Annotated in this window: 28 protein-coding genes; all 28 read right to left on the bottom strand. The window is 55.6% G+C overall.

The window, feature by feature from the left end:
- Positions 1–3 precede the first annotated feature (3 nt).
- The 28 genes from ACYVH9_RS08940 to ACYVH9_RS08805 all read right to left on the bottom strand — a co-directional run bounded on the left by ACYVH9_RS08940 (position 4) and on the right by ACYVH9_RS08805 (position 23,661).
- Positions 4–5,394 (bottom strand): phage tail tape measure protein, encoded by a 5,391-nt coding sequence (locus ACYVH9_RS08940; protein WP_460635960.1) that lies wholly within the window; start codon positions 5,392–5,394, stop codon positions 4–6.
- Between the two features lie 66 nt (positions 5,395–5,460).
- Entirely contained in the window at positions 5,461–5,862 is a 402-nt protein-coding gene (locus ACYVH9_RS08935; protein WP_460635959.1) for a M15 family metallopeptidase, read from the bottom strand.
- Between the two features lie 58 nt (positions 5,863–5,920).
- Positions 5,921–6,448, bottom strand: coding sequence for a hypothetical protein (locus ACYVH9_RS08930; protein WP_460635958.1), 528 nt, complete (start codon positions 6,446–6,448; stop codon positions 5,921–5,923).
- Positions 6,448–8,502, bottom strand: coding sequence for a DUF5977 domain-containing protein (locus ACYVH9_RS08925; RefSeq protein ID WP_460635957.1), 2,055 nt, complete (start codon positions 8,500–8,502; stop codon positions 6,448–6,450). Before ACYVH9_RS08925 ends, ACYVH9_RS08930 begins: the two co-directional genes overlap by 1 nt.
- Complete coding sequence (locus ACYVH9_RS08920) at positions 8,499–9,056, bottom strand: hypothetical protein (protein WP_460635956.1); 558 nt, start codon at positions 9,054–9,056, stop codon at positions 8,499–8,501. The genes ACYVH9_RS08925 and ACYVH9_RS08920 overlap by 4 nt, the downstream gene beginning before the upstream one ends.
- Positions 9,057–9,071: 15 nt before the next feature.
- The gene (locus ACYVH9_RS08915) at positions 9,072–9,266 is read right to left on the bottom strand and encodes a hypothetical protein (RefSeq protein WP_460635955.1); all 195 of its coding nucleotides are present in this window, start codon (positions 9,264–9,266) and stop codon (positions 9,072–9,074) included.
- Positions 9,267–9,279: 13 nt separating this feature from the next.
- A complete protein-coding gene (locus tag ACYVH9_RS08910) occupies positions 9,280–10,128 on the bottom strand; it encodes a hypothetical protein (protein WP_460635954.1) in 849 nt (282 codons plus the stop codon).
- Positions 10,125–10,433 carry a hypothetical protein gene (locus ACYVH9_RS08905; protein WP_460635953.1) on the bottom strand — a complete coding sequence of 103 codons (309 nt, stop codon included), beginning with the start codon at positions 10,431–10,433 and terminating at the stop codon, positions 10,125–10,127. Before ACYVH9_RS08905 ends, ACYVH9_RS08910 begins: the two co-directional genes overlap by 4 nt.
- The gene (locus ACYVH9_RS08900; RefSeq protein ID WP_460635952.1) at positions 10,408–10,761 is read right to left on the bottom strand and encodes a hypothetical protein; all 354 of its coding nucleotides are present in this window, start codon (positions 10,759–10,761) and stop codon (positions 10,408–10,410) included. The genes ACYVH9_RS08905 and ACYVH9_RS08900 overlap by 26 nt, the downstream gene beginning before the upstream one ends.
- Positions 10,758–11,456 (bottom strand): hypothetical protein, encoded by a 699-nt coding sequence (locus ACYVH9_RS08895; protein ID WP_460635951.1) that lies wholly within the window; start codon positions 11,454–11,456, stop codon positions 10,758–10,760. Before ACYVH9_RS08895 ends, ACYVH9_RS08900 begins: the two co-directional genes overlap by 4 nt.
- A complete protein-coding gene (locus tag ACYVH9_RS08890; RefSeq protein ID WP_460635950.1) occupies positions 11,375–12,166 on the bottom strand; it encodes a hypothetical protein in 792 nt (263 codons plus the stop codon). Before ACYVH9_RS08890 ends, ACYVH9_RS08895 begins: the two co-directional genes overlap by 82 nt.
- On the bottom strand, positions 12,163–12,399 hold the full coding sequence (locus tag ACYVH9_RS08885) for a hypothetical protein (protein WP_460635949.1): 237 nt from the start codon (positions 12,397–12,399) through the stop codon (positions 12,163–12,165). The genes ACYVH9_RS08890 and ACYVH9_RS08885 overlap by 4 nt, the downstream gene beginning before the upstream one ends.
- Positions 12,396–13,385, bottom strand: coding sequence for a DUF6712 family protein (locus tag ACYVH9_RS08880; protein ID WP_460635948.1), 990 nt, complete (start codon positions 13,383–13,385; stop codon positions 12,396–12,398). The genes ACYVH9_RS08885 and ACYVH9_RS08880 overlap by 4 nt, the downstream gene beginning before the upstream one ends.
- Positions 13,375–14,748 (bottom strand): hypothetical protein, encoded by a 1,374-nt coding sequence (locus ACYVH9_RS08875; RefSeq protein WP_460635947.1) that lies wholly within the window; start codon positions 14,746–14,748, stop codon positions 13,375–13,377. The genes ACYVH9_RS08880 and ACYVH9_RS08875 overlap by 11 nt, the downstream gene beginning before the upstream one ends.
- Positions 14,749–14,751: 3 nt before the next feature.
- On the bottom strand, positions 14,752–15,057 hold the full coding sequence (locus ACYVH9_RS08870; protein ID WP_460635946.1) for a hypothetical protein: 306 nt from the start codon (positions 15,055–15,057) through the stop codon (positions 14,752–14,754).
- 294 nt (positions 15,058–15,351) lie between these two features.
- Positions 15,352–16,923, bottom strand: coding sequence for a terminase large subunit domain-containing protein (locus ACYVH9_RS08865; RefSeq protein ID WP_460635945.1), 1,572 nt, complete (start codon positions 16,921–16,923; stop codon positions 15,352–15,354).
- Positions 16,916–17,446 carry a hypothetical protein gene (locus ACYVH9_RS08860; RefSeq protein ID WP_460635944.1) on the bottom strand — a complete coding sequence of 177 codons (531 nt, stop codon included), beginning with the start codon at positions 17,444–17,446 and terminating at the stop codon, positions 16,916–16,918. Before ACYVH9_RS08860 ends, ACYVH9_RS08865 begins: the two co-directional genes overlap by 8 nt.
- Positions 17,447–17,560: 114 nt before the next feature.
- Complete coding sequence (locus ACYVH9_RS08855) at positions 17,561–18,241, bottom strand: hypothetical protein (protein WP_460635943.1); 681 nt, start codon at positions 18,239–18,241, stop codon at positions 17,561–17,563.
- A complete protein-coding gene (locus tag ACYVH9_RS08850) occupies positions 18,234–18,500 on the bottom strand; it encodes a hypothetical protein (RefSeq protein WP_460635942.1) in 267 nt (88 codons plus the stop codon). The genes ACYVH9_RS08855 and ACYVH9_RS08850 overlap by 8 nt, the downstream gene beginning before the upstream one ends.
- Before the next feature lie 61 nt (positions 18,501–18,561).
- The gene (locus ACYVH9_RS08845) at positions 18,562–18,759 is read right to left on the bottom strand and encodes a hypothetical protein (RefSeq protein ID WP_460635941.1); all 198 of its coding nucleotides are present in this window, start codon (positions 18,757–18,759) and stop codon (positions 18,562–18,564) included.
- Positions 18,760–18,779: 20 nt separating this feature from the next.
- Positions 18,780–19,247 carry a hypothetical protein gene (locus ACYVH9_RS08840; RefSeq protein ID WP_460635940.1) on the bottom strand — a complete coding sequence of 156 codons (468 nt, stop codon included), beginning with the start codon at positions 19,245–19,247 and terminating at the stop codon, positions 18,780–18,782.
- The gene (locus ACYVH9_RS08835; RefSeq protein WP_460635939.1) at positions 19,244–19,522 is read right to left on the bottom strand and encodes a hypothetical protein; all 279 of its coding nucleotides are present in this window, start codon (positions 19,520–19,522) and stop codon (positions 19,244–19,246) included. The genes ACYVH9_RS08840 and ACYVH9_RS08835 overlap by 4 nt, the downstream gene beginning before the upstream one ends.
- 9 nt (positions 19,523–19,531) lie before the next feature.
- Positions 19,532–20,230, bottom strand: a complete 699-nt coding sequence (locus ACYVH9_RS08830; RefSeq protein ID WP_460635938.1) for a hypothetical protein — start codon at positions 20,228–20,230, stop codon at positions 19,532–19,534.
- A gap of 85 nt (positions 20,231–20,315) precedes the next feature.
- Positions 20,316–21,302 (bottom strand): hypothetical protein, encoded by a 987-nt coding sequence (locus tag ACYVH9_RS08825; protein ID WP_460635937.1) that lies wholly within the window; start codon positions 21,300–21,302, stop codon positions 20,316–20,318.
- 69 nt (positions 21,303–21,371) lie between these two features.
- Positions 21,372–21,815 carry a hypothetical protein gene (locus tag ACYVH9_RS08820; RefSeq protein WP_460635936.1) on the bottom strand — a complete coding sequence of 148 codons (444 nt, stop codon included), beginning with the start codon at positions 21,813–21,815 and terminating at the stop codon, positions 21,372–21,374.
- 36 nt (positions 21,816–21,851) lie between these two features.
- Positions 21,852–22,673 (bottom strand): S49 family peptidase, encoded by an 822-nt coding sequence (locus tag ACYVH9_RS08815; protein WP_460635935.1) that lies wholly within the window; start codon positions 22,671–22,673, stop codon positions 21,852–21,854.
- Between the two features lie 98 nt (positions 22,674–22,771).
- Positions 22,772–23,155, bottom strand: coding sequence for a DUF1353 domain-containing protein (locus ACYVH9_RS08810; RefSeq protein ID WP_460635934.1), 384 nt, complete (start codon positions 23,153–23,155; stop codon positions 22,772–22,774).
- 2 nt (positions 23,156–23,157) lie between these two features.
- On the bottom strand, positions 23,158–23,661 hold the full coding sequence (locus tag ACYVH9_RS08805) for a hypothetical protein (RefSeq protein ID WP_460635933.1): 504 nt from the start codon (positions 23,659–23,661) through the stop codon (positions 23,158–23,160).
- Between the last annotated feature and the right edge of the window lie 6 nt (positions 23,662–23,667).

The following is a 23,667-nucleotide window of genomic DNA, read 5'->3' as shown; positions in this document are numbered from 1 at the left end:
AGTTTATTTTAGATTTGAGTCCCCCGCAACAACGTTGATATGGTTCATCACATGGACAAAGGTTTGGACACTCAGGTCTTTGGCCGCAATCCGCTCCAGGTAGCCATTGGCCGTTCCCCCGTTGCCGATGATCGCGTCCAGCTGCTGCTTCAGGCTGGCCACCAGGTATTCGTTTCCGGCTTTGTCGGCCGCAATCAGTTCCGACAGCTTGTTTTTCACCTCCAGCGCCAGGGCGTCGTTTTGCTGTTTGACGGTGGGCAAAAATGTAGTGGCCAGGTAGTCGATCATTTCTTCCAGGGCCAGTACAGTGTTTTCCGTGTTCTTGCCAATGGATTCCATCAGCTCCTGGCTTTTCTGGATTTCTTCCGTCGTCAGCGCGGTTGCTTCGGCCGCCGAATTCACCGGCTCACTGCTGGCAACTCCACCCATATCGGCCCCGCTATCGTAATACTCACCACCGTCGGCAAACATGCGCCAGGCCACCCCGCCCCGCCCGTACGACAGTCGCCGTCCTACGTAGTCGTCATACATCCCACCATCCCGGAAAATGGGTGCCCCGTTTTTGTGCAGGCTCGAATTCAGCAGCATGTCCACCACCCCCTTGTTATTCTTGTAGGTGTTGCGGCTGAGAATCATTACCGGCTCATCGCCTTCCAGCTCGCCGACTTCTTCGCCCGTTCGCCGGTTCACCATCGAAATCCCGGCTTCTCCGTACCGGCTCCCGTGCCGATCCCCTTTCACCACCCCCGCATTTTTGACGTAGTTCACCCCGCCTTTGGCGTAGCTGGGGGGCGCTTGCTTTTTGATCATGGCGATCTGGATCCCGGCCGCCACGGCACTGGCGGCCACACCCACCAGACCCAACGGCCAGCCCATCGTGGCCAGCGATTTCAGCGCGGCCTGGGCGGCATTGATAAGCGCCATGGAGATCTGAAGCGCCTGATCACGCTTCCAGGCTTTGAGTTTTTCCTGCTTCTCGTTTTCGGCCGCTTCGGCGTTGATCCGGGCGATCTCGGTTTCCATGTCCTTTTTGGTGGCCACCGTGCCCTTCTTCTCCGTCTCCAGGTTGGTCAGCTTCTGCTGTAGCTCCTTTTTCTCGGCGTCGGTGCGGGCTTTGCGAAGCTTATCTTCCAGTTCTTTTTTATCCTCCTGGTACTTGGTTTCAGCATCCGCAATGTCTTCCAGCATCTTTTCGTTGGCCGTCTGCTCTTCCTTCAGGTTGTCGATCTTTTGCTGAAGTTCCTGCTTTTCGGCTTCCGTACGGGCTTCCCGCATCTGCTGCTCCAGGGCGGCCATATCCTGCTGGTACTGGCGCTGGCGGGCTTCCACTTGCCGCCAGTATTCTTCCCGGCCCATGCGTTCCATCTCCAGATTCTCCATTTTCTGGCGCAATTCCTGGCGCTCGGCTTCGGTGCGGGCCATCCGCATCTGTTGCTCCAGGGCCGCTTTGCGGGCTTCGTAGGCATCTTCCTGGGCCGATACGTTGCTGATCTGCTCCTGGACCGCACTGATCCGGGCGTCCTTTTCCCGCTGGATCCGCTGAAGCTGGCTATTGAGGTACGCCTGATTGAGTGCCTGCAAGCCCTGCACCATGGCGGCCGCCATCTCCAGCCGATCCGCCATCTTTTCTTTCCAGTCCCGGTTTTCTTCCTCGTTGGCTCTTTTGGCATTGGCCAGCTTCTGCAAAATGAAGTTGGTAAACGAGACGAAATCCCCCTGCATCAGCCCTTCGACGGCCGTAAAAAAGTCGCTGATCTCTTTCTTGCGGGCCTCCAGGTGCTCGCGGTGCAGCGCCTTTTTGTCGGCTTCAAACTTAGCGTCGGCCAGGGCCAGCTGGTTTTTCAGATCTTCATCGATTTTGGTTTCAGCGGCCGCCCGCGCGGTCAGATCCTGGATCCGGGTTTTATTCTTCTCCTTCTCGGCCTGGGCCTCGTTCTCCAGCTTTTGACGGTTGTATTCGTGCTCGGCTTTCAGCTTCTCCAGTTTAGCCTGGTAAATGGCATCGGCATTGGTTTTGGCCAACTGAAGGTGCAGATCCGCCGACGCCACGGCCGCCTTGTAGGTTTCCGAAAACAGATCCTTTTCGGCCGCCAGCGTTTTCAACCGGGCCGCGTGTTCCTCATTCTCCTTCTTCTTGCGGGCTTCGGTATCCTTATCGTCTTTATCCTTCCGGATGGCGATAATTTCGGTGGCCAGCGAGGCTTCAATTTTCTTGATGATCTGGGCCAGCTTTTCCTGTTCTTCGGCGGTCTGCCCAAACGTCGCCTTGGCGATGGCAATTTCATCGTTGGCAAACTGCTGGGCCTTCTTGATCTTGCGCGTATACTCATCGTCCAGCCAGCGTTCCAGCAATTGATCCTGTTTCTTCTGGGCGTTCGCCTTCAGGTCGGCCACCTTCTCGGTATGGACTTTCTCCAGCAGTTCGATCTGATTGCGTTTATTTTCCTCCGACGCCAGCGACGCCTTGATGGTGGCCAGTTGCTGCTGGTACTTCAGGTTTTCCTTGGCCACCTCCCGCTGGAGTTCGTTGCTGATCAGCTGGACCTTCAGTTCTTCGATGGATTTAAGCGCGTCGGCGTTGGCTTTCTTTTTGTCGTCGGCCACCTTCTCGGCGTGTTTTTTCTCCTTCTCCTGCTCTTTGGTCAAATGCTGGGTATTCTGTAAACCCTTGGCATCATTAGCGCCCTGATTGGCTTTTATGGCATCTTCCGCCGACTGATTGGCCGACGCTTTCGCATTGGCGGTTTTCTTGCTGTTGTGGGCCGCATCGGCCTTTTCATCGGCCGCGCGGGCCGCGTTGATTTCCTTGCTGTAGGCATCCGAAAAGGCCACGCCCATTTTCGACGCCGTATCCTTGATTTTGCTGATCACCGAATCGATGGGCAAAAAATTAGCCATGGCCGCCCCCACCGCCTTGATCTTTTCCACCCCGCCCGCGATCACCGACCACAGGGCCGAAAACAGCGTTTTCAGCGGCTCGATCCGGTTGATCAGCCCGCCCAGGGCCGACGCGATAAACTGCGCAATGGTGGTCTGGAGATTAACCCATAGTCCCACGCCCTGCTTGATTAAGTCCCACAGCGGCCCCAGTAAGCGGCCCACCGGCTCCAGCTTCTGGCCCAGCGGCTCCAGGGATTGCCGGATCCAGTCGTAACATTTGCCGGTAATTTCCGTAATGGCCTGTACCCCCGTTTTCAGAGCGGCCCAAACACCGTTGACAATACCCCGGAAGGTTTCCGATTTTTCGTAGGCCATCACCAGCCCGGCCGCCAGCATCGCCAGCACCGTAATGACGGCCCCGATGGGGTTGGCCCGCAGGGCCGTATTAATCCCGTTCTGGGCAATCGTCCAGGCGTTGGTTAAGGCCGTTTTGGTGGCCGTCAATCCGTTACTGATCGTTGTCTGTGCAGCCGCCAATCGTTCCTGAATCGTCAGCTTTTGACTGGCAGCGGCAGCGGTATTGTCGGCCACGGCCGCGGCCGCCGTCTGGCGCGTCCGGATGGCTTCGGCAGCGGCCGCCAGCTCTGACGCCAGGGCTTCGGCTTTTTTAGCCGCCGAAAGCTTCACCGAATTGGCAGCGGCCAGGATGGCCGTGGTATTGAACGACACCAGGCCCACCACCAGGGCCGCCAGAGCGGCTTTATTCTCGTTGATAAATTGGGGGACGGCCCGGATGGTGTTCACAAACGTCAGCATCCCCTGGCCCGCGCTGATCACGATGGGGATCAGTTTCTGGCCCAGTTCCACGGACATATTGGTTACTTCCTTGCCCATCTTGGCCAGCTGGGCGGCCGAATTGGTGTTCTTTTTGTCAAACTCCAGTAAAACGCTGTTCTGCTCCTTAATCACCTGGGAAGCAAAGCCCACTTTATCGGTCACCAGCCCCTGGCTGTTGGCCAGTTTTGACAACACTTCCATGGCCCCCGATCCGGAAAGGCTCGTATCCTTTAGGATGTTGGCGAAAACAATGGAGCTATCCCCACTCCGTTTGGAGCCTTCGGCAAACTTCATCAGCGCCCCAAACAGATCCTGTTCAATCAGGGCCGTAAAGTCTTTGGTGCTCATGCCCGCCACTTTGGCGAAACGGTCCACGTCGGTCAGCATTTTCTGAACGATGGCCGTCACCGCCGTACTGCCCCGCTCGGCCGTCACGTTCATTTCTTCCAGCGACGCCGACAGGCCCAGGATCTGGGGCGTGGTCATGCCCAGCGGGATCAGCACCCCACCCATGCGGCTGGAGAAATCGGCCATCACCGACGCCGACGCCGAACCGGCCCCTTCCAGGGCGTTCAGGGCGTTGCCGATGTACAGCATATCATCGCCGATATTGTCGGTTTTGATATCCTGGAAAATGTTCCGCAGCCGAAGCGTGGTGGTGGCCAGCTCTTCGGTGCTCGAGAACTGATCCCCCAGGGCGATGTTCAGCTTGTCGGTACTTTCGACAAAGCCCAGCACATCTTCTTTGGCCACGCCAAACTGACCGGCCGCCACGGCCATTTGCTGGAGTTCTTCCACGCTGGTGCGGGTGTCGATCTTTTTCAACTGCTCGTTCAGCTCGACTACATCTTCGATCACCATTTCGGTGGCCTTGGCGATATCGGCCATGGCGTCATCGTTCTGGGCCGCCGTCGAAATACTTTCCCGGCCGAAGTCCACAATGCGATCCACCAGGTTATCCAGCTGGAGCGCGGCAAAGGTGCTGACGCTATCCTTTAGGCGGTCCATCACCGGCACGTTCTTTTCGGTGTGGGTACGTAGGGCGTCCATTTCCTGGCCGACTTCCCGAAGCTTGTTATCCACCTGGTCGATCTCCTTCATTTTGGCGATCCATTCGGTGCTGTTGACTTTCAGATCCTTTAGTTCTTCATTGAGCAAATTGCTTTTGGCCTTCAGCTGACCCATCGACGCATCGTTCAGATCGATGTTGCGGACCATGGCCTTCATTTCCTCGTTAACTTCCTCCTGGCGCTTTTTCAGGGTCTGGTAGGCTTCCGAATTCTCCAGGGCTTCCTTTTTGATACGGGCCATTTCCTGGCGGACCTCGATCATCTTGGCATCGACTTCGCCAATCTTTTCCATCTTGGCGATCCACTCGTCAGAACCAGTTTTCAAATCCTTCAGCTCATTGTTCAGCTTCCGGCTCTTGTTGGTCAATTCGTACAGCGATGCATCGCTGTTGTTGACCGCATCGGTCACAACATCCACTTTCGCCGTCAGATCCACCATCAGCCGACTCAGTTCCTTCCATGGCTCCTTGCCATCTTCACCCGCCTTTTCCAGCTTCTGCATCTCCTTGGTTACCTGGGAAACGGCTTCCTTGAGTTGCTTCAGGGTCGCTTCCCCTTCTTCGCCGTCGATCAGCAGCTTGATCTTACTAATTTCAACATCGTTCATGGGCGTATAAAAAAAATGCTTCCGACGAACTTCGCCGGAAGCATTTTCTTAAAACAGGACGCTATTTCAGGGCTTTTTGGTTACCAGCTTTTGCCAGTTGGTGCGCTCAAAATGGGGCAAATCCTTCAGCGTCCGGAAGGAGCCGCCCCAGGTAATGCCGGGCGTTTTGAGCACCAGTTTGGAAAACAGGGTAAACAGTTCATTACTCCAGTCCACTACCCCGTTCGGCTTTTTAAAGGCCACATCGAACGCCATCGACAATTCGTAATTGTGGGGCGACTGGCCCGCCCTGGCATTGGTCACTTTGGGCACCTGGGCAAATAGGGTATCCTGCTCGGCGGGGGATCGGTACGTACAGGTCAGAAACGGCTGGGGGCTTTCGGGAAACTTCAGTTTCCATTCCGCTTCGGCCTTTCCGAACGCATACGCCAACACCGGATCCAGATCATCAATTTTGCGTGAAGCCATCGGTTCGACAGTTTGGTTTCGGCGAAATTCCAGCGGCCCGCCCGTTTTTGGTAGGACGCTACTTTTCGCCTTCCAATTGTTTCGCCAGGTACGGAGTTACCAGCTTTTTGTACTTCTCCCGAAGCTCCCGTTTAGCCTGGTTGATCATTTTCATTTTGCTGGAATTGTACCAGGTGCCTTTATAGCCCCGTTTGACTACCCTGGCTTTCCTTCGGCCTTTAGCCAAGGCAAAAGCCAGCCGCTTTATGGCATTTTTCACGGTTGGAACTTGGTGGCCCCTGTAGCCCTGCACGTAGGCAAAACGATCCAGGCCGATGTGTTTAACAAATTCCTCCATTTCCTCAGGTGGGGCCATCTGCCCGTAATGGGTCCGGGCCATATCCTTGAACCGTCCGTAGCCCCGGAATTCAATCTGGAGCGCCAGCATACTGGCCGAACGGGTCAATTCATACCGGAAATTACGTTCCAGTTCTTCGGTCAGCACCAGGCGTTTTTCCCGGATTGCATCCTTGAACCGTTCCAGGGCATCGTGGGCGATTTCTTCCACCACCGGCAACAGCTGCTCATAAATTTGGTCGAAATCCATTAGTCCGCCGTGTTGGTTAAGTAAATCCGATCACCGTTCGCCAGCACAAACGAGTTGCCTCCGTTGGAAGTCAAAAACGTGTACTCGTAACCGTCGTTATTCATGGATAGTAGGTAATTCAACCGCAGAATTCCGTTCTGGTAAACCCGAACCCGACGCTGAGTTCCGGCCGGGCCGTACACCATGATCCGCCAGGCGTTCGATGGATACGAGATCGGAAAATCCAGATCGTTGCTATTCATCGGAAACACGTACGGCCGGTTTTGCCCCTGGGCCATCCAGACGTTGCCGATCTCCGGGAACGCAACGGGATTGTTAAACACCAGCCCCTGCACCGCAAAGCCCGACGGATTCGCAACCCGGTAATGCCAGTGCCCGGCCGGAACCGCCAAGGCGTACTTTTCCGGCTCCGAAAGGCAGGTGCCGAATTCATTGGCGTAGTCCTGGGTGTTGAGCCGCCGAAAGGCCGCTTCCGCTTTGGCCTGGGCGTCGTCCTGGCTGATTTCGGATCCGTAGGTTCCGGCCGCAATGACGATGGTAGCCGGGCCACCCGATTGCCCATCCGGACAAGTCAACCGGCGAAAGGTGCCCTGGCGGTTGATTTCGGAATTCAGATAGGGCGTCACCAGGCAGCTATCCGAATCCATGGGCGGGATATAGCCATCCGTCCCTGGTACGTTTGATTTTAAAGGCACCCCCACCACTTTGCTGTTATCGTCCAGGTAGTACTGCTCCAGTACCGTCGCCTGGCGCTTGCCGGTGCGTTTGCCAAACGCATCCACCAGACAGGCCATCGCCTTGGGCCGCCAGCCGGTCGGCCGCTGAAATAGGGACGCCGGATCGGGCAGGGCGCTGAAGGCCGTTTCGTTGTTGGCGTATTGAAACGTAAGAGTTCGCCCGATCAGGTATTCATCGTCAATCCGGCTCTGAAACTGATCCCCCACCGGCAACAGCGGCACAAACGCCCGATCCGTAACCAGGTAAAGTTCCCTGGAAAACAGCAGCTCTTCCAGGTAGCGCAGCCCTTCCGAATCCAGCCAGCCGGTGGCCACCTTCAGTTCCCGCAAGCCGCTCACGTCGTTGATTTCCCGTTCGGCGTAGCTGGGCAGAAACTGCCAGCCGTTAAAGCGTTCGCTGATCGACCGTTTGAACCCGATGGACTCTTCCCCCTGGCCGGTTAAGCAAAGCGTGTCAAAGCCGCCCAGGCTGTTGGCAAACAACACAAAACGCACGTTTCGGCGGTACTCCTGCTCCAGCTGGTAAGAACGGATTTCACTGATTCGCCGGTCGTTCTGATTGGCCAGCCAGACTTCGTACGAAAGCACCCGCCCCGCCAGCTGATCGAAGCCCAGCGCCTGGGGACCAACGGGCACCCCGTACACCGTAAAGGGCAACACGTTCGACAGCTCCGACGCGCAGCCGGTTAGCTCGGTATGATCCTCAAAAAACACCCGGTAACAAAGCTTCAGGGCCGTGGGCGATGGGGTAAAATTGGTCAGGTAGTACAAGAATTCGGGTTGCTCCGGATGAACGGTTTTGTAATCGGGTGCCCAGGTCAGAAAGCGTTTCCCCCGGCCAATGTAATCGGTAAAAAACAGATCCTTGTAAGCGGCATAATCCACTTCATTGATCCCGGCTTTTACTACGTGCTGCACCGGCAGCGTTTGCCGGAAAATTTCCACATCGTTGTTCTCGACGGTTAGCACACAATAATAGGGCATCACCAGCTGATCGGCCACAAAGATCCGGTTTCGGCCAAAGTCGGGCGCGGTTCGCTCCAGCAAGGGATCCAGCTGGTTCTGGACTTCAAAGAACGCGCCCTGGTACAACTTGCCCGGCCCGGCCGCCACGGCGGGCACTTCGGCCCCTTCCAGCCGAACCAGTTCTTGGTAGGTGGCCGACAGGTAGGATTCGGGAACCATCACCTGGCAATAGTAGCGCAGGCCGCCCCGATCCGGATAGGTGGCATCGCTGACGGCTTCGATGTTGACCACGATGGGGTTCAGCGACAGCTGGGCGGGTAAATGCGTCAGTAAAGCGGGAATACTCGTCATTTGATCAGGCGGTTATTGTTGTTTAACTCCAGTGTAAATTCCATCCGGTAGCCGTAATGGCTATCCACCCACAACTGATCGACGGGTTCTTTCCGGAGCGAATTCGGATCCAGTTGAATCCGGTTTTTGCGGTGGTCGCGGATCAGTTTGGCGTGTAAATCCGTCAGGGTGGAAAGGCTTAGATCGTAGGCGTCGATCTGGGCCTGGTGATCATCGGGCGCGGCTTTGATCAGGATGCAGATCCCGGTTTGAAAGCGTTCGTTCAGGTGCATGGCTCCGTTGTCGGTGGGCTGGATAATGGGCTGTTCCAGCCAGCAAAACGGATAATTGAAATCGGGCAGGGAGCGGGCGAATTCGATGCCTTTTTCGACGGATCCGAAGCAGAAAAATCGGATATCCGCGTGGGCTTCCGCCCAGGCCTGGAAATACTGGATGTACGTTTTTAAATCACCGTTCAGCATGGTTTGCGTCGTTTTTTGATCCAAGATCAGCAGCCGACACCGCGCCCGGTAGGACACAAAAAAGCCAGGCAGAACATTCGCCTGGCTTTCCATATGCAACCTTTATTCTCAATTACATTCCCCTTTGTCTCTTGGAAGTCTTGTACGGGAATGGTAAACATCTCTTTCAAGACTATTTAACTGGTCCTTCAGATCCATAATATCTTCCTGAATCGCCTTTTTATCAATCCATTGGATAGCGTTCCAAATGTGCAATGCAACCAACACAAAACCGATAACAATATCCACGTTAAGCTTTTCCATTTCTCTTTAGCGTTTAATCCATTTCTCTTTCCATTCGTGCGTTAGCCCGCCTAATTTTCAAGTTATTATCCAGCAAAAACATCCATACCGTATGTCCATTCTGGCGGCAAACCTGGTCGAACTCACCAAAGACGCCCGTTTTTGCTACGTCCATGAACGTCGTAATCAAGCCCCGACCATCCGGATACAGCGGTTCTTCGTCATCGTCGGCGGGTTCGTAGGCGTGTTTGTAGCGTTCCAGAAAGCGGTTATTGGTAAACTCGAAATACTGGAGTACGCCCATGATCACCCCCAGCGGTAACTTCTTCTTTTCAAACACCACCGCCCGTTCTTCGGCCAGAATGGTGTTATAAGCTTCCCGCGAATCGCCGTTCCAGTCCACCGATTTTTTAGCCCTGGCCAGGTCTTTCCGAAGCGGCCGGCACAAGGTGGCCACCAGCTGATAAACCGCCTGGGGGTTGGGGCTTTCGCGCCGGGCGTAAGCCAGGTACTGCATGTTCGCCATGGCGATTTCGATGGCGCTGGTATCGGCGAAGTTTTCCGCAAAAAGATGGTAGGAAACACCCTGAACCTCGAAGGACTCAAAGGGTTTGTGCCGGATCCGCTCGGTAAACACCCAGCCCGCCAGCCGCATCAACCGCCACCGCTGGGCAGCATCCAACTGATCCAGCAGGTCTTCCGGAGCCTGAAGCAGTCGCCTGGCGGCTTCGTACTTGATTTTGGCTCGCTGGCCCGGATCCAGTTTGTCCAGATCCGTCAGCGTTAGCGGCAACAAATCCAGTATCTGGGCACTGGAGCAATCAGCCCAGGCCTGGGGCATTCGGAACGTTTCGGAACCGATCTGAATTTTTTTCTTTTTCATCGCAACATCAACACGAAGGTTAAAACGGCTAAACCGCGCCAGATCCAGACTTCCCGTTCAGTTTTACGCCGTTTGTCGGCTTCCGTAGTCAGGGCGTTTCTGGCTTCTACTACCTGGCTTTTGGCTTCGGTTTCGGCCGCCTGGCTGACCTTTAAGGCGTCTTTGCAGACCTCAAAACTAGCCTGAGCATTTGCCGTCTTTTCAGCGGCAAAGTCTCCTTTAATCAGGTCCGCGTGGATCAGCTTGGCATTGGCCATAAACTCGGCCCGGATGGCCGAATCAGTTTCCGCGCTTATACCGCCCATTGACTGCCCGCATAGCTTCGGTAAGGGAAAGCAGATTAGCAGAATCCAGAGCCATTTTTTTGCGTAATTCCAGATTTTCATTCGCTTGGGATAGTATGATCAGATCCTTTTCCTTCAGCTTTTGGCCGTAATGCACTTCCTGGCGAAACTGTTCTTCTTTACGTACTTGGTCCATCAGGGCCGCGCGTTCGTCCTGGCAGCTGGCTAACTGGCGCTGATTGAGAAAATACCCCACCGCCCAGCTGACTACCGAAACCAGGATGGCCAGGCCGATTTCCCAGGCGAATCGGCGGCCATCCTGGCGAATGAATGCAAACACTTTCCTCATAGTTGGGAAGATTTAAGACTGGTCCAGTATGGTGTGATCCAGTTGGCAATTGCTTTGATCTCGCTCGTTTTGCGGTAATTGACGTAACAGCCGCCTTTGGTGCCCTTGCCCCCGGTTGTGTTAAAGCCGATGCACCGCACCCGGTCATCTTCCTCGGGATCGTACCGATCCTGGGCAATGCCTTCGATATGGCTGGCAAACAGCGAAACCGCGTCCATGCGGCCCGGCTTGGGTCCGATCCGCTGATTTCCCCGGCCATTGCGCCGGTAAATGATCCGTTTGGGCTGACTGAAATACGTTCGGACCATCCCCACCCCCGCCTTTTCTACCGGCAGCTTCACCCCGTTCACGGCGTGCACGTAGTAGAAGGCCGACGCGCAATAGTGGGCATTTTTGGGCAAGCCTGAAAAGCGGTTGATCGCCGTAATCCATTCGGCATCATTCTGATTCGTGCGCTCGGTTTTGCCCACGAATACGGCCGCCGAATCATATACGGCCTGGCGAAGCTGGGCTTCCGTTTGAAAGGTTGGAAATACAGGCGGCCGCTTCGAGTCACTGGCTTTTTTCGCCAGCGCCGAAGCGGCCGCCTGGGTTGTTTTTTTAGTCTGGGCGGTCAGGGTTTGACCGAATGCGATAAGGCCAGATAAAACAATAAGCCTAAACAGAAAATGGTTGTAATGAGTGATCGTTGCCACGGCGTTAGTTCTTCGTTAAACTCCGTGTAAAAGTCTTTCCGGGAACGCAGGAATGGTAGGACGTAAAAACCAACAAACGGCACGATCAGAAACAGGACCAACAGCGCCACCGGCAGATCCGCGAAAATCACCAGCTTTTCCCAGAAGAACTTTTGCACCGACGTGATATCGTACGGTTGCAGGTGTTTTTCGGGCGGTAGCGTCTCGTTCATTCGCTGGATGTACTCGTTAAACCGATTGAACTGGCGGTAGCAGTAGGTAATAGCCAGCAGGATTCCGGCCACCTGAAGAAAGGCCACCACCGGCCGCTTTAGCCAGGGCAATTTCGGTTTAGACGCCTGGTTGGGATCGGGCTGGCTTAACCCCAGTTCCTGGCCCAGCTGGTAGGCCAGCTGTTCATCTTCCCGCGCCAGCTGCAACAGCGTCCGTTTTTCTTCCGGATCGGATTCATTCCTGGCCATGTTGCGAAAATTTTCAGCATCCCGCAGGTGTACTTCGCGTTTGGCCGCCAGGCGCGAACGGCGGGCTACCTGCTCGGCTTCTTCTTCCTCCTGGATCCGGGCCAGCAGGGCTTCGGCGTCCAAAATGGCTTGCTGGGCGGCTGCTTTCGGATCCACAGCGGGCTGGGATGGCGTGGATCCGACCACGTGGCCGTTCACCTCGTTTTTGGATTCGGTGGCCATCTTCGGGCCGGACAATTTTGTGTTCATTGAAATTTTTGTTTTTGATAGACAAGACGGATTGAAAAATAGACGGCGCACAACAGCGCCCACACCGCCAGCCCGGCCACCAGGGCCAGCACCAGCAGCAGCGGTAAAAGTAGCACCCACCAGGGCAACCGATCCAGGACGGTATTCAGCAGCAGCCGCACCAGAATCAGCACCCCGTATAAAAATTGCACCGCCCCGATGGCCAGGCTTTGGAAGTAGCGTTTGAGCATCATAACACGTAAAAAGAGTTACCGGGTTGGTTGGGAAAACGACGGGATAAAACGCCTTGGGGAGCCACGTACAGCGGGCTTTGGAAGTAAGCGGCCAACACCTGGGCGCTGGCGTTGGCGTTCAGGTAATTGATCAGTTCGGCGCGTTTGGCTTCGCCCTTGCTCAGTGCTTTCTGGTGAATGATCTCCAGCCGCTGGGAATTTAGGGGCTGTTCGGCCACGGCCCCGCCGTCGATATCGTACACCAGGCGAAATTCCGTATTCAGATTCAAATACGGCACCGCTTCGGCAAAGCCCAGTTGAACCAGCGCCTGGCGGGCCAGCCGCAGGGCTTCGGCTTCCTGAGCCGACAACGTGCCTTCTTTCATCCGCTCCAGCAGCACCGGGTACAGTCCGCCCAGCACCGGCCGGATCTGGTCATCTTCAGCGGTATTGAAGTAATTCCGGATGGCCAGAAACAGGCGTCGGCTGCTCCGAATTGCGGGAAAAAATTTGCTGGCTTCCGTGGCCGACCGAATGAACCGGCTGTTCTGGATGGTGTAGAACTCGGACTGTTTCCAATCCGGAAACAAATCGGCGTTGGCTTCCAGCCACACCAGGGCGGCTTCCAGGTTGCGATCCGCCTTTTCTTCGTGCTTCTTGCGGGCCTCCAGGTAGAGCCATTTGGGCATCACGGCCGAATTGCCGGGCGTGGGAACGACAATGCCCCCATCCCCGGTCGTGGTGGCCAGGCTGGGCAGGGCTTCGGCGTAAGCAAACCAGGCCACGGCCATTTTCAGCCGGTGCTTCAGTCGCTTCTTCACGTCGGATAAGTTATCGGCCAGCAATTCATCGTACAGTCCCTGGCCGATGGCGGGCAGGATGTACGTTAGTTCGGCATTTTCCACAAACGGCCGCCAGGTGTCCCACGCCATGGTTTTCTGAATGCCGCCCAGGTAGGCTTTCAGGCCATCCTGGTCATCGATTTTTCCCGTATCCTTAAACAGCATCGTCGTCTTTGTTTTCGGTTTCGTCCTCGGTTTCTTCGTCTTCGTCGGATGGTTCCGGATCCGCTTTCGATTTCTTGTTATTCGGATTTTGCCCGGCTCCCGCTGGCGTCACGTCGAACGTGTACAGGGCAATGTTTTCGATATCGAAATCCATTTCGGCGGGCCAGTCATTGAGCCGTTTGGCGATCCGCAGCACCTGGAGCAAAACCAGCCGGTCCACGTACGTCAGAAAGCCCTGCTGGTAGTTGGCGGACGCTTCCAGTTCCTTGCCGGATCCGCCAAATTTGCTTCCCGTGTCAATCCCGGCCAGGGTCGGTAACACCCCGTGGCCGGAAGCCTGGGCCACGTTCGCCGTATTAAACAGCTTCATATAGGCATCGTCCGACATGGTGTTTTTCAACGGCTCGATGATGACCCCGGCGCTATCCTGCTGGCCCGCTAACCCGCGTTTGTGGAAGGTAAACAGGACTTTCTCCGGGTTCTCGACGCCTTCCAGGGACTCGCCCATTTGCTGGAGCACTTCCTGCTGAAGCTTTTCTTTGGCTTCATCGTCCAGCCCATCCCGGTCGAAATAGTCGTCGGGGATCGAAATGTGGTACTTGATGTTGTACCCATTGTCCAGGCCGTTATCGTGAAAGCGCGGGATCTTGTTGGCCACGTTGGTCCAGCTTTCGGTGCTCCACCATTCCGGAAACGAATAATAGTCCTGGCCAGGAATGCGGTCCATCAGCTGGAGAATGCAAACGGGATACCTGGTCGGATCCTTGGGATCGAAAGCGGGATACACTTTCGTATCAGCCGCTTTATAGGCCTTGGTTCCGAAGTTGGGATTCACCAGGTAGGCCGATACTTTGGTTTCGCCCGCTTTGAGCTTGCGGACCCGGCATTTGAAAGCGTCCAGCACTTCCACGCCCACCAGGTGTTTCGACAGATCCAGCGTCAGCACCACAAAGGCATTGCCGCTGAAGGCGTACTGTAGCCCCATCGATACGAATTCCAGATCCCAGTTCACCAGGTCTTTCCACGCCTGAAACGGAGGGTACACAACGGGTTCAAAGCGCGTACCCTGGGCTTTGCCCTTCTTTCCGGCGTGGGTATACACGCCCAGGCCGGTCATAAAGTCGCGCCGGGTTTTGATCAGCCGCCATTTGTTGGGCGAGTCGCTGGCCAGCTTGTGCATCCTCACCAGCTGATCATCTTTCTTGCCCCAGGGCACGTATTCGGATCGGGTTTTAAAGCCCGCCCCGGCAACGTGGGCGGAAATATCCGCTTCGCCGAACGTCACCAGGGCGGCTTCCTTTTTAGCGCCGTACGATAACGTGTACACGTTGCTCGACAGCTTGGTAATTCTTGACTTCGCCATAGCTTAGTAATTGTGAAAAATTCGGTCACCGTTGTACTCGACCATCAGTTCGATTTTTACTTCAAAGGGGTGGCGTTTCTCCACATCGTACAGCAGCAGCGCCCCGGCTCGGGTCATGTTGCGCTTGATGGAATGCAGATCTTTTTTTTCTCCGCTTCCGGCTGGTGTCGATGCTTTGCCAGGGTTCTTCTTCACCCGGCGTTTGATGCTGGTATCCCCCGACAGGGTTCTAAACTTCAGGCCGAATTCGTGCCCTGGCTGGTTGATTTCGTGCAGGACGGTTTTGAGGGTAATTGTCTGTTTTGCCATCGAATTTTCAAGTCTATGCAAGAATAAGTCGGGCATTTTGAAGCCAATAGGACGCTTTTTCGCCCTTATAGCGGCATTCTCTCAAGGCGTTTTGCAGTCTGTTTTTGGGCAATTAACTGAAGGTGAATGGCTTACTCTGGAGTCGTCTCAAAATCGCAGATCTGAAACACAGAAAGGGGGCCCGCCCTTTATCGTTGGCCGCCATGGCGGTGCCAAAATATGGAATATAACTCCCTACCCCCGACCACGGCCGGGACCGTGGCGGGGTGCGCGGGTGGTTGGGATTGGGTTGGATCAGCGACCGCGATAAATGAAGATCTGATTCTGCTGACCAACTCGACTGTTAGGCATCAGCTTGCGGTACTTACCCCAGACCAGGTAGTCCAGTGCATCGGTTCCGTCGGTTGCGTATTCGCGGTTCTTCTCGCTCTCTTCCGACTTCTTGTTCTTCTTGAATTCAGCCTTAACAGGAGTCATCTGGATCGCGATGATCAGCGGCTTGTTGGTGTTCTGGTTCAGGCGGATCCGTGGTGTGCGCTCACTGGCTTCCTCCAGCAGATGGTTAGTCAGGATGTACTTATCCTTGTGGCTAGGATAGGTGAAGCGCAGGTACTCCCGACGGATCTTCCACCCGGCCTTGATCAGCACATCACAGTACTGCTCAAAGAAAGGCTTGTTATCCTCGCTGGTGGTGGCCGATGTCGCTTTTCCACCCGGATCCCCCCACAGGGCAACCTCCTTGGTAGGATGGTTCTTGTACCGCTCGACGAACGATTCGGCCAGCTGCACCACCAGGTTCTTGGGCTTGTCGATAGCAGGTTTCTTAAACTCCGACCAGATAATCCGCAGCTCCAGCCCCACTTCCTGGCCCACTACCTGCCAGCAAATCGCATTATTAAAATCCAGGGATACTTCCAGTAAACGATTATCCCGGTAGTCGTTTGACTGGTGCAGCTGTAGCTTGGTTTTATCGTCGTACTCGTAGCGGAACGATTCGTAGTAGCAGTGCCGAAGCGTGGTAAAGGCGTAATAAAAACCGTTGGGCAATTGGCCCAAGCGTCGGTTCCAAACTTCCACGTCCAGGGTAATCGGATCCAGGTTTTCTTCCAGCGTCCGGTAGTAATCAGGGGGCAGCGCGTCTTTATTATCCTCCCAGGTGCTTTCCAAGTACAGCGTTTCGGGCGGGATCCGCTCCTTTTCATCGGCCGTCATAGCGGCCCGTTTTTCCAGATCCGCTTTCCAGCGGTCTTCCGTTTCATAAATCCACATGCCTTCCTGAAACCAGGCCGCCGACGAAAAATCGTAGAAGGCCAGGTGCAAATGGGACCTGGCAAAACCCGCTTTGGGGTTGGCCCGTTTGGCGGGCAAAAGGACGGTCTTGATAAAATCGTGTTTCATGGTGGCCGACTCATCGATCAGAATGCCATCCGAATTAATCCCCCGCTGGGAATCGGGCCGGTCCTGGCTGACGAATTGAACCGTAAAGCCATTGATAAAACACATGCAATACTGCCACCCCTTTTTTCCGGGACTCGAATACGGTTTCAGCCACTCATCGGGCGGCTGCTGGCCGATCACGTACACGCCCAGCAGATTCGCCTTGCTGAGTTCGGTGTACCCCATTCGCTCCAGGCTATTTTTGATTTCGGGTAACACAATCAGATCCAGCTGCACGTAGGTCAGTCCAGCCAGCACCACTTTCGCCCTGGGCATGTGCTCGAACATCATGCCCACCACGTACCCCAGCGTTGTCGTTTTGCCGGATCCCCGGCCGCCCTGGAAGGTTTTCCGGTTGGCCCGGCTCCGCAGGAACTTGGACTGTTTGGCGTTCACGTAGATCTGCTTGACCTTTTCCAGCTTACTCATCGTCGGCCCTTTCCCGTTCTTTTTGTGCGGCTTCCAATACCTTTACATCGCTGCTGAAAACAAACCGGGCTGCTTTCAGGAAGTCTTCGGGCTTCAGGCCGGTTTTCTCTTCTTCGTACAAGCCTTCGAGTTTATCGGCCCGCTCCCAGGCCCGGCTGGCGGCTTCAAAATCGCCCTGAACGCGGGCCATGTTGGAAAGCAATCGGTAGTAGTTGGCCGACGCCATTTTCTTGGCCTGTTTGTCCAGGTGCTGAATGTTGCCGAAGATATAGGCCGATTCCGCGATGATGTACCGGGCCTGGCGCTCCTGGATGCTGTAATCCTTCATCAGCATACCCAGCGTCATATCGTACGTGCGGCCCAGGCTCAGGTTATGCCAGGCTTTGCGGTACTTATCCAGCATCTGGTGTTCTTCGGGTGATAAGGGGGCGTTTTCGTGGTAATACGCCAGGTACTTATCGATCTTGGTTTCATCGATCTTCAGCACCCGTTTCATGCGCTGAAGCGCCGTGGTTTTTGCCATCGTCTGATTGTCTGTTTGGGCAAGAGTACGGCGGGAAAAATCCGATTCACAGGACGCAAAACGCCCCCTTCTACCCGAAAAGGGGGCGTCTTTTTTTGGACTTTCCCAAAATCGCTAGGCCAGGGCGGCCATTTTGGATTTGGCCAGCGCCAGTTCGGCTTCGGCCTGGGCCAGCTGTTTGGTGTAGTGCGCCCGCCACAAATCGGTTTTAGCGCGTGCCAGGCCTTTGCGGGCGCGGCTGACCTTTGGCGACAGCGAATTCGTGATCAACCTGCTTAACTCATAGCGTTCAGCGGGCAGATTCGCCAGGAAGGTCGATTTTACCGCTTCTGGCGCGTCTTCGGCGTCCGGAACGGGTGCAAGGTCCGGTAAGCGCCCGTTCGCCTTTAAATAGGCTATTTTCTCGCCCAGGGCGTTCCGTTTGGCTTTCCATTCCTGGATCTCGTCCACCAGCCCTTTCACGTTCACCGTATCCGGATAATCCGCCAGGCGGTTCGCCCGCATCGCCATTTGCTTGTGGGCTTCGGCGTTTTCGATGGTCAGTTCTTCCAGCAGCCGCGTAAATTCCGAAACCGGCATGGCCGGGAGTACCACCGCCGATTCGGCAGCAAGTGAATTACTTCTTTCAACCGGCAGCGGTTCCACCGGCACCCGGTAGGCCTTCAGCTGATCATAAATCAGCTGGGCTTCGGCCACGTCGGCTTTCGACACCTTTCCGGCGCGGTGGTACATTTGTTTCAGCTCCAGATTGGCTTTGGCCTTTTTCAGCTGGGCTTTGTGTTCGGTTTCAGTCATCGTCTTCTTCGTCTTCTACCACAAAATCCGGTTCATCGGGCAAAATCTTGGGCAGCTGCTGGAGAAAGGCCTGAATGGTATCTTCAAAGTCTTTGATCTCCAGGTATTCCAGGGGCTGGGCCACCGCATCGTGTTTTAGGTCAATGTGCTGCGCCAGGTGATCCGCGTACGCTTCCAGGGCCAGATACAGCTGGCCAGCGTTGATTCCTTCGGCTTCCAGGAAGTCCGAAAGTGGGGGGATGTAAACAGTTGTTAGCATGGAGCGAATAAACGGCAAAAGGCGGCCCGATTCCAGGCCGCCTTTTGAGTACTCCAGTTGCTTACGCTTCCCGCCGATCCGGCTGGGCGTCGTCGGCTTTCTTCTTCGCCTGCAAGGCCCGCCCGGCCGATTCCAGGTAGATACCCACCAACTCCGTGCGGGCTTTGGCCCGGATCCGGGCCGTGCGTTCGGGATCCGGATCTTCGACCGCCGGAGGCACGTCGTCGCTTTCGTCCGGATCATCATCCGATGGGGCCACACCGGCCGCCGATTGGCTTTTCAGTGTTTCCAGATCCGCCTGGGCTTTGGCCCGGATCCGGGCCGTCCGCTCATCAACCGATTCCGAATCCGGGGCTTGATCTTGCGCTTCTTCGTCCGGATCCGCTTCGTCATCGTCCGGATCATTGTCGGGATCCGGATCGGGATCCGCGCCATCCAATTCAGGCGCTGCTGGATCGGGATCAGCTGGCGTTTGGTCTCCAGCTGGTAGTTCGCCGTCAGGCTGATCGTCTGGGCCTGCATGGCCATCAGCAGCTGATCCAGATCCGGCAGCGGGTCCGGTTCCGGCTCCCGAAATAGAATCATCACCGGCTTCAGGTCCGCCTGATCCATCCGGTAATCCCGTTCCAGCGGCTGAACCATCACCACCGGCAACGGATCCGGATCCATCAACGCCGTTTCCATTAGGGCCAACAGGCTCGACAGTTCCAGCCCCATCGTGGCCAGGCAGATCCGTACCTGATTCATTCGGCTTTGGTGAATTGTCCGCTGGCGGCACGTTTACGGCTGCGTCGGGGGCTGGTGGGGGGGTTGGTTGGGCTTTCTTCTTCGCCATGAGTTGGGGCCGGTAATTCGGCGGTTGGGGTAATGGGTTCGATTAGCTGGAAATACGGCAGGCCTAGCGCCTTTAAACGGTCGGCCTGTTCATTGGTCAGGTTCTGGTTAATCCGAACCCGGTGGCCATCCAGCAAATGATCCACGCCCCCGCTGGGAACGTGGATCAGTCTGTACTTGGTCAGCATGGGCTGGGCTTAATCGTCGTCTTCTCCTGGAGCCAGCGCCAGGGCTGTTACCACCGAAGCCGCCAGGGGCGTTAATCCCCACATAAAGCCATCCTGTTCCCCTTTCAGGGTGTTGCCGCGTTTATCGGCCCCTTTGGCCCCGCCCTTGAATTCTTTCTTCAAATAGAACGGGTTATCGGAAGAGCCACCCACCACAAACTGGCCGTCGTTCAATTCGGCAATGATTACGCAACCGGCGTTCAAATGCTTTTGCATCTCGCTCACGATATCCTTGCCAAAACCGGCGATCATAAAGCCCACACTGTGCTTGTACGACATAAAACCCGGATCGCCCTGGCTGGCGTCATCCATCGAAAACGTATCGGGCGCAAACTCATACTCGGCGAACGACTTTCCGGCCTTCAGTTCAGGAGCCGCCGTCACTTCTCCCGTAACCAGATTAGCTTCTACGGGCCAGGTCTTGGCAAAATCCCGCTTGCCAATGACCAGCAACCGGCGCGTACCGCCCGGATTGGACTTCTGGTAACTTGTACCATCCAGGTTTGCCAGGCTAACCACGCCCGCGCCCGCCATCCCCAGGATCGCATCCGGGCTAAACAGCATCGACACCGAATCCGAATGCTGGGCCATCGCCAGCAGTTCCTGGGGCAAAATAACGGCCACCGCAAACACAAAGGCAGCCAGCAAAAAACCTTGAATTGATTTCATACAACTTGAAAAATGAAGGGGTGAAACAATTTGAAAACAGGGTTTGAAGAGAGGGCCACCCGCCGAAACAGGTGGCCTTCTTGAATTAGTCGTTGGTCCAAATCCGGTGTGGCTGGGCGATACCCGCGCCCACCTGGGCATCCATCAACCAGGCCAGGTTCCGCTGGCGTTTGTTGTAGTCGGTCGCCAGCGTATCCGCTCCATCCATATCATCGTACAGATAGACCAGATTCCCCTTCGGCGTAAACAACGGCCGCGCAAATCCCGACAGACCCGGTTCGACCACAAAGCGGATATTCGTTCCCACGATGATATCCTTTTCCTGGCCGGTGTTGTACGGCAGCGTTCCGTACAGCTTCCGGTAATTCAGCTCGTAGAAGGTCTTGATCTGGCGATTGGTCACGCAAACCATACTTCCGTACAGTTCGGCATCCGGCAGAGCCGCCACGATTTTTTCGATTTCAGCCACGGCATTTTCGACCGTGATGGCGGCCGTATCAATGATGTTGGCCGATGGGATTCCCCCACTGGCGATTTCCGCCAGTACCTGGGTCCGAATTCCGTCCATCACGTCAAAAGGCGTCTCACCGGCTTTGTTGTACACCCCGTTCCAGAGCGTTTTCACCCGGATGTTTTCCCGGTATTTGGCCAGGATCCCCGCCGTAATGTGCTCTTCCAGGGGCACTTCTTCCGGGTTGATCCGCTTGGATTTGACCATTCCCAGCCAGGATTTGTAAAACGCCATGATCTTTTCGTGGCTGAACAGCACGTCTACTTTCACCTGGCGTACTTTTCCAATCCGCGCATCGGGGATCACGGCGTTATTCGTCGGATTAAACGTATCCTTCCCGCCTGGTTGGGCCACGTCGCCGATCTCCAGTTCCGACAGCACCACTTCATCCGACGTCTGGATCGAAGTCATGTACTCATCGATGGGCACGATGGCCGATCCGTCCACGCCCTGATCCACGCCTGGGATCATCGCGCGGCCGTAAATGTGGTCGTAGTTCTCGCGGGCGTATTCTTCCAGCGAGTCGGCCAACTTGGTGAGATTTAATGAATCTGCTGCCACTGAATTAAAAATTAAAGGATGAATGAAAAAATGAACTGCTTGCCCGTAAAACCCTGATCAGTACCCTACTTAGGACTTCTTCGCACTCTTGCCGTACACCTCCGACGCCTTTTTGTTCCAAGGCTGATCCGAAACCGACGACGCCCCTTTTTCGTGGTGGTTCGTCGTGTCTTCTTTGCCCGGCACATTGGCCCCGGCCTCCTTCATGGATTTGTGCCAGTCGGTCAGCGTGGCAAATTGAGCCTTGTTTTTGTTCCACGCATCGGCATCCGCCCGGAGTTTCTTCAGATCCGAAGCGTTAATGGCCACCTGGCCCGGCTGGAGTGCAGCAGCCGATTTTTTATCGGCCGCTTCCGTTTCGGTGGTGGTTTCGGTTTCCTCCGATTCGGTTTCTTCCGACTCTTCACTTTCCGTTTCGGTGGTGGTTTCGGTTTCCTTTGGCGGGGTTACCTCACTTTCTTTTTTCTCTTCTTCGGCCTGTTTGCGGGCGAAGCTTTGGAGCGTTTTTGCCATAAAAAAGTATGAATTAAAGGATGAATGAATGCAGGGTTAAGCCGCCAGGGCCAGCCGATCCGCTTCCGCGATAGCATCGCCCAGAAAGCCAATTTTGTCCGCCATCTGGCGTTTGAGGGCATCGCGGCCGATGAACATTTTTCCGGAAAACACATCGCCCGAAATCCCCGGCCGACCGGCTTTGACCGTCTCCACGAACGTATCCCGGATGGCCTTCAGTATCTCTTTGGTTTCGGTCAGGACTCCCTCCGAAAGCGGTTCGACACTATTAAACAGGGCTTTGTCCTCCGATCCTTCCGAACGAACGATGGTCACTTTGTAGCCCGCCTTTTCGTAGGCCTGGCTAGCGTCGATGTGCATGGCCAGCACACCGATCGATCCCACTTCCGAACTGGTGGCCGATTCCAGGATGATCATCCGCGCCTGGCTGGCGATCCAGTAAGCCGCCGAAGCCGCCATTCCGGCTACCCAGGCCACAACGGGCTTCTGGGACTGGCGGATCACTTCGCCCAGGTACTCGGTGCCGTCCACCTGGCCACCGGGCGAATTCAGTTCCAGCACAATCGCCGAAACGCTCGGATCGTCGTTGGCTTCGATGATCCAATTGGCGTAATCCTCCGTCCCGTAGGTGCAGTAATCGCCGTACCGCGACATCGTTCCGATGATCGGCAAAACGGCAATTCGGCCGGATTCGGCCCTGGGCTTGTGCAGGGATTCATACGCCCAGCTGGCCCTGGGACTAGCCTGGCCAGGGACCGAAACGAAATACGGATCCCGGCGTTCTTTTTCCACCCGCTCGGCCGAAGCCGCCAGGGGAACATGGCCCGCTGCTACCCGATCCAGGATGATCTTGGCCATGCGGTTGTGGAACATCGGTTCCAGCGCCCACTTTGCGTTTATGAATGATTCCAACATGAATGCAACATTAGGAAAGAAGCATTTGAAGGAATTGGACGCTAATCAACCCACCAGCGACGGCCGAACCACCGGCAAGCCAGGTACATCAGGTAATTGCGGAACCACCGTTTCGGCTCGGCCACGGTCAGATCCTTCAGAAATTCCAGGTCCGCCAGCTTGCGGGCCACGTAGGGGCCGTACTCGCTTTCCCCCAGGCGGTTATCGTACCAATAGTCATGTTTTAGACTACCCCGATTCGACCGGCCTATCGGCGGAAAAACACCCCACAGCCAAACCGGAACACTGGCAAAATCCGTCACATACCCCTTCGGAACCGTCATGGTTCCAATCAGGGTTTTAAACCGGATCGGCCGGGTTATCACCCACCGATCCGGCTTGTCGGGATCTTCTTCCCGGTAGCGAACAAAGATTCCGTTTTTCATCCTCAGAACTCGCCCAGGGCGTCTTTTTCGCGGATGATATTGGCCAGCATCAGGTACAGCACCACCAGGTACGGTTCCGATCCATCCAGGGGCAAGCCCTGTGCCTGAAGGTGGGCCAGCGCCAGCGACTGGAAGAAAACGATTTCCGGAATGGCGTTCGGCGCATCCCAGAGCACCACCGCCCCGGTCTGGGGATCCCGGAAGCTATCCCGCGTCGTGCGCGGAATTTCAATCGGCTGCACCCTGGATAAACGTTCACGGCTGGCGCTGGGAGCCAGGGTCGTATCCGTGTTGTAAAGTTCAAACAGATCCTGATCGTCCGCGTCAAAAACGCGCAGCTCAAAAATGGCCGTGATCTCCAGATCCACATCGAACAGCAGTTTTTTCAGCCGAACCCGCCGTTTCGTACCGGCCGCCAGCAAGGGGCTATCCGAAATTTCAATTTCGATGCCGGTAATGGCTCCCGATTCCTGGACCAACAGCCCATATTCCAATAATTGATTCATGGTCAA

Source organism: Larkinella harenae, assembly GCF_054780515.1.
The sequence above is the reverse complement of the archived record's forward strand: the minus strand, read 5'-3'. Positions and strand labels throughout refer to the sequence as shown.

Bases quoted from the DNA above. Each gene is read 5' to 3' on its own strand.
- ACYVH9_RS08940 (WP_460635960.1), bottom strand. From the start codon at position 5,394: ATGAACGATGTTGAAATTAGTAAGATCAAGCTGCTGATCGACGGCGAA.
- ACYVH9_RS08935 (WP_460635959.1), bottom strand. From the start codon at position 5,862: ATGGCTTCACGCAAAATTGATGATCTGGATCCGGTGTTGGCGTATGCG.
- ACYVH9_RS08930 (WP_460635958.1), bottom strand. From the start codon at position 6,448: ATGGATTTCGACCAAATTTATGAGCAGCTGTTGCCGGTGGTGGAAGAA.
- ACYVH9_RS08925 (WP_460635957.1), bottom strand. From the start codon at position 8,502: ATGACGAGTATTCCCGCTTTACTGACGCATTTACCCGCCCAGCTGTCG.
- ACYVH9_RS08920 (WP_460635956.1), bottom strand. From the start codon at position 9,056: ATGGAAAGCCAGGCGAATGTTCTGCCTGGCTTTTTTGTGTCCTACCGG.
- ACYVH9_RS08915 (WP_460635955.1), bottom strand. From the start codon at position 9,266: ATGGAAAAGCTTAACGTGGATATTGTTATCGGTTTTGTGTTGGTTGCA.
- ACYVH9_RS08910 (WP_460635954.1), bottom strand. From the start codon at position 10,128: ATGAAAAAGAAAAAAATTCAGATCGGTTCCGAAACGTTCCGAATGCCC.
- ACYVH9_RS08905 (WP_460635953.1), bottom strand. From the start codon at position 10,433: ATGGGCGGTATAAGCGCGGAAACTGATTCGGCCATCCGGGCCGAGTTT.
- ACYVH9_RS08900 (WP_460635952.1), bottom strand. From the start codon at position 10,761: ATGAGGAAAGTGTTTGCATTCATTCGCCAGGATGGCCGCCGATTCGCC.
- ACYVH9_RS08890 (WP_460635950.1), bottom strand. From the start codon at position 12,166: ATGAACACAAAATTGTCCGGCCCGAAGATGGCCACCGAATCCAAAAAC.
- ACYVH9_RS08885 (WP_460635949.1), bottom strand. From the start codon at position 12,399: ATGATGCTCAAACGCTACTTCCAAAGCCTGGCCATCGGGGCGGTGCAA.
- ACYVH9_RS08880 (WP_460635948.1), bottom strand. From the start codon at position 13,385: ATGCTGTTTAAGGATACGGGAAAAATCGATGACCAGGATGGCCTGAAA.
- ACYVH9_RS08875 (WP_460635947.1), bottom strand. From the start codon at position 14,748: ATGGCGAAGTCAAGAATTACCAAGCTGTCGAGCAACGTGTACACGTTA.
- ACYVH9_RS08870 (WP_460635946.1), bottom strand. From the start codon at position 15,057: ATGGCAAAACAGACAATTACCCTCAAAACCGTCCTGCACGAAATCAAC.
- ACYVH9_RS08865 (WP_460635945.1), bottom strand. From the start codon at position 16,923: ATGAGTAAGCTGGAAAAGGTCAAGCAGATCTACGTGAACGCCAAACAG.
- ACYVH9_RS08860 (WP_460635944.1), bottom strand. From the start codon at position 17,446: ATGGCAAAAACCACGGCGCTTCAGCGCATGAAACGGGTGCTGAAGATC.
- ACYVH9_RS08855 (WP_460635943.1), bottom strand. From the start codon at position 18,241: ATGACTGAAACCGAACACAAAGCCCAGCTGAAAAAGGCCAAAGCCAAT.
- ACYVH9_RS08850 (WP_460635942.1), bottom strand. From the start codon at position 18,500: ATGCTAACAACTGTTTACATCCCCCCACTTTCGGACTTCCTGGAAGCC.
- ACYVH9_RS08840 (WP_460635940.1), bottom strand. From the start codon at position 19,247: ATGAATCAGGTACGGATCTGCCTGGCCACGATGGGGCTGGAACTGTCG.
- ACYVH9_RS08835 (WP_460635939.1), bottom strand. From the start codon at position 19,522: ATGCTGACCAAGTACAGACTGATCCACGTTCCCAGCGGGGGCGTGGAT.
- ACYVH9_RS08830 (WP_460635938.1), bottom strand. From the start codon at position 20,230: ATGAAATCAATTCAAGGTTTTTTGCTGGCTGCCTTTGTGTTTGCGGTG.
- ACYVH9_RS08820 (WP_460635936.1), bottom strand. From the start codon at position 21,815: ATGGCAAAAACGCTCCAAAGCTTCGCCCGCAAACAGGCCGAAGAAGAG.
- ACYVH9_RS08815 (WP_460635935.1), bottom strand. From the start codon at position 22,673: ATGGCCAAGATCATCCTGGATCGGGTAGCAGCGGGCCATGTTCCCCTG.
- ACYVH9_RS08810 (WP_460635934.1), bottom strand. From the start codon at position 23,155: ATGAAAAACGGAATCTTTGTTCGCTACCGGGAAGAAGATCCCGACAAG.
- ACYVH9_RS08805 (WP_460635933.1), bottom strand. From the start codon at position 23,661: ATGAATCAATTATTGGAATATGGGCTGTTGGTCCAGGAATCGGGAGCC.